General features: G+C 36.2%; 2 protein-coding genes, 1 rRNA gene and 1 pseudogene. All 4 read left to right on the top strand.

Annotated elements, in window-relative coordinates:
* The first annotated feature begins 243 nt into the window (after positions 1 to 243).
* The gene (locus NY607_RS24045; protein WP_259420580.1) at positions 244 to 1,593 is read left to right on the top strand and encodes an IS1182-like element ISBsp5 family transposase; all 1,350 of its coding nucleotides are present in this window, start codon (positions 244 to 246) and stop codon (positions 1,591 to 1,593) included.
* A gap of 247 nt (positions 1,594 to 1,840) precedes the next feature.
* Positions 1,841 to 1,962: pseudogene (locus tag NY607_RS24050) on the top strand (IS200/IS605 family transposase); the annotation flags it as partial.
* A 604-nt stretch (positions 1,963 to 2,566) separates the two neighbouring features.
* The gene (locus NY607_RS24055) at positions 2,567 to 3,460 is read left to right on the top strand and encodes a patatin-like phospholipase family protein (protein WP_115674652.1); all 894 of its coding nucleotides are present in this window, start codon (positions 2,567 to 2,569) and stop codon (positions 3,458 to 3,460) included.
* 304 nt (positions 3,461 to 3,764) lie between these two features.
* Positions 3,765 to 3,836, top strand: a 16S ribosomal RNA gene (locus tag NY607_RS24060); the annotation flags it as partial.

The raw sequence follows: 3,836 nt of genomic DNA on the forward strand, positions 1-3,836 counted from the left end.
AATTTTGAGTTTGCCTACAGTCTTTTTTCTTTTACAATAAAATAAAGTAAAGCCGTTGATTTCCACTACGGGCGGACGCTTTCCGCGGGCGGGGTCGAGCTGCTTCCCTCGCTTCGCTCAGTCCAGGATCTCGACTTTCCCGCTTTTCCCGCAGGAGTCGCCACCCTTCGTTCCAATCAACTCCTACATAAAAAATTCCTTATTCATCTATTGATAAAAAGTACACTTTCGAGGTGATTAACCATGATGACGAAAAATCAAATCAATGAACGTGAACAATTAGAAATGTTAACGATTGATCAATTAGTTCCCCAAGATCATTTAGTACGAAAACTAGAGGCGGCTATTGATTTTTCATTTATCTATCCTTTAGTAGAACATCTCTATTCACCTAATGGGCGTCCTAGTATTGATCCTGTTGTTCTCTTTAAAATGACGTTTATTCAGTACGTTTTTGGTATACGGTCCATGCGTCAAACCATCAAAGAAATTGAAACGAATATGGCGTATCGTTGGTTTTTAGGATTTGGCTTCCATACAGAAGTTCCGCATTTCTCTACCTTTGGTAAAAATTATGTCCGTCGCTTTCAAGACACTGATATATTTGAGCAGATATTCTATCGTATATTAAAAGAGATTATGCATCAAGGACTCCTCCATGCAGACCATTTATTTATCGATTCTACGCATGTGAAAGCGAGTGCGAATAAACGAAAGTATGATAAAAAAGTTGTGCGAAAAGAAACACGGGCTTATGAAGAGAAACTTCAATTAGAGTTAAATATTGATCGTGAGGAACACGGAAAAAAGCCCTTTTCCCCGGAGAAATTTGAAAAAGAAGAATGGAAAGAAATAAAGGAAAGCACGACAGATCCTGAAAGTGGGTATTACGTGAAGGATGAACGTACGAAACAGTTTGCGTATTCTTTTCATGCAGCGACAGATGAAAAGGGCTTTGTCTTAGGTGCCATTGTGACTCCGGGAAATGTGCACGATAGCCATGTATTGCAGCCACTTGTTGAAAGAGTCATTCAAAACGTTCAAAAACCAATCGCTGTTGCGGCAGATGCAGCCTATAAAACACCAGCGATTACGAACTTTTTATTAGAGAATCAAATGTTGCCTGTTCTTCCGTATACACGTCCTAAAACGAAAGATGGATTCTTCCGAAAGCATGAGTATATATATGACGAGCACTATAATTGTTATCTTTGCCCACAAGGGCAGATATTGAAGTATGCAACAACGACGAAAGAAGGCTATCGGCAATATAAATCGAATCCTTTGATTTGTGCGAAGTGTCCAAGCCTTTCCCAATGTACAGAAAGTAAGCATCATCAAAAACTCATTCAACGCCATATCTGGGAGTCGTATGTGGAGGAAGCTGAACATTTACGCCATTCCTATGACATCAAACAAATTTATGCAAAGCGCAAAGAAACGATTGAGCGTGTCTTTGCCGATGCAAAAGAAAAGCATGGTATGCGATGGACAACCTTAAGAGGTCTGAAAAAATTGTCCATGCAGGCGATGCTTACTTTTGCTGCCATGAATTTAAAGAAACTGGCTACTTGGACGTGGCAGGCAGCTTAAGAAGGTAGCTATACTCGAAGAGTATGTTGAATTTGGTAGTATATTACCAAATGTTAAAGATAAAATAGGAAGAAAAATGACAAAAGCCCATCGAGAGTGAACCTCTCGATGGCTTTTGTCTACAGTCTGAACAGTCAGCTGTGCGCTGACTGTTTTTTTATTGTATATTTAAAAAAAACCTTGCTATGCGAGGGGTTCCAAAGAGCTTCTAGCTATGGACAAGAAAAAAACAGCCGAGCAATCAGGTATGTTGGTGAGTATTCGAGCAAAAATAATTGTTTCATCTTTTGTGGTTTATTTGAAAGGGAAGAGTAGCTTAATATTCGATCGGCATGCCAATCTGAATACAAATATGGAAACAGGAAGTTTTGAGTGTGTCTTTTGACACGGACAAGTACCCCAGCGTTTCACGCGAGAGCAAACCACCAGTCTAACTTGGTTCTGATTCATTGTAATCTTAGCAAGATATAGAAGGGGTTAGTAAGCTATTAACTAAGTCGGCTAAAATTTTCAAGCCTTCAGTGAAAGAATAAAATTAGAAGTTATGAAAACCCCAGCATTTGTGGATAGCTAAACATTCTGTAACTTTTTTTAAAATTAAATAATATCAATCACCATCAGTACGTTCTTATAAGACATAGTTAATATAGATAAGGGCTGTGATTTAAATTAAATATTGTTGGGGGCTTAGGCCCTTTATTTTTGTTGTTAAAAATATGTTCTACACTAAAAATTTCCGGAACTAAAATTATTGTTGAAACTACTTTAGCATTTAAGTAGCTCTTTACATTTCTTAGAATAACGATATTTCGCCGCATATTCTTATATGATACTGTAATCGAATTTTAGCTAGACACTTGGTTAAAGTTTGCTGCTATGTACATAAGTATCGTCAATAAAGTAGAAAATTTAGTTCTATTCGTCATTCTTCATCCTTATACTATAAAGATTACATCAAAAAGGAGAGGAAATTTTGTGGATTGATGGCGTGTTTTCTGGTGGCGGTTTGAAGGGCTTTGCCTTAGTAGGGGCATATCAAGTATTAGAAGCTGAACATTTTCGATTTAAACGTGTAGCTGGTACAAGTGCAGGTGCCATTTTAGCTGCCTTTATTGCTGCGGGTTATAGTGGAAAAGAGATAGAGATGATGCTAGAAGAGTTAGATGTTCCTTCATTACTTGATCCAAGAAGAACAATTTTCCCTTTTCCTTTTATGAAATGGGTAAATGTTTATAATCATTTAGGTCTCTATAAAGGAAAGGCGTTAGAAAAATGGTTTTTCCAAAAGCTAGCTGCAAAAGGAGTATATACTTTTGGTGATCTGCCTAAAGATTCTCTTAAATTAGTAGCTTCAGATTTAACGAATGGTAGAATGATTGTTTTACCAGATGATTTGCATAAATATCAAATTGAAGCAAAGAATTTTTCAGTAGCTTGTGCGTTACGCATGAGTTGCGGTATACCTTTTTTCTTTGAACCAGTTACATTAAAGACTGGGAAGGGTGAATCGGTTATAGTGGATGGTGGTGTTTTAAGTAATTTTCCACTATGGATATTCGATGATAAAGAAGGTCGGAAAGTACGTCCGATTTTAGGTCTGAAACTGAGTAGAAGAAGAGAAGAACAATGTCCTCAAGAAATTAAGAATGGTCTAAATTTATTTGAGGCACTATTTTCAACTATGAAAGATGCACATGATGAAAGGTATATATCAAGACGACACGAAAGAGACATTATTTTTATTCCTGTAGAAGATTATAGTGCAACCCAATTTGATTTAAATGAAGAAACAAAAGAAACTCTATTAGATATAGGAAGAAACCGTACAATTCAATTTTTACGAAATTGGCCAAGATTGAGGTTGTAATTTTTTAAAAAAATAATTATAAAACTATTGACCAATGAAAAATAGGGTGTTATTATATAAAAGTTGCTGTTGAGATATGCAGCTACTAAAATATAAAATAAAATAACTGTTTGACATTAAATATAAAACATGTTATTATATAAAAGTTAACTCTTACAGAAGAGTAAACAAAATGAACCTTGAAAACTGAACAAGCAAAACGTAATCAATAAAGTTTTAAATAGCTAGTTTTACTAGTGAACGAAACACAATTTTGGACATCAAACATGATGCCAGCAAAACAATTTGAGCTAATCAAATTTCTTTTATGGAGAGTTTGATCCTGGCTCAGGACGAACGCTGGCGGCGTGCCTAATACATGCAAGTCGAGCGAACA

This window comes from Lysinibacillus sp. A4 (assembly GCF_024919535.1).
Classification (GTDB): domain Bacteria; phylum Bacillota; class Bacilli; order Bacillales_A; family Planococcaceae; genus Lysinibacillus; species Lysinibacillus capsici.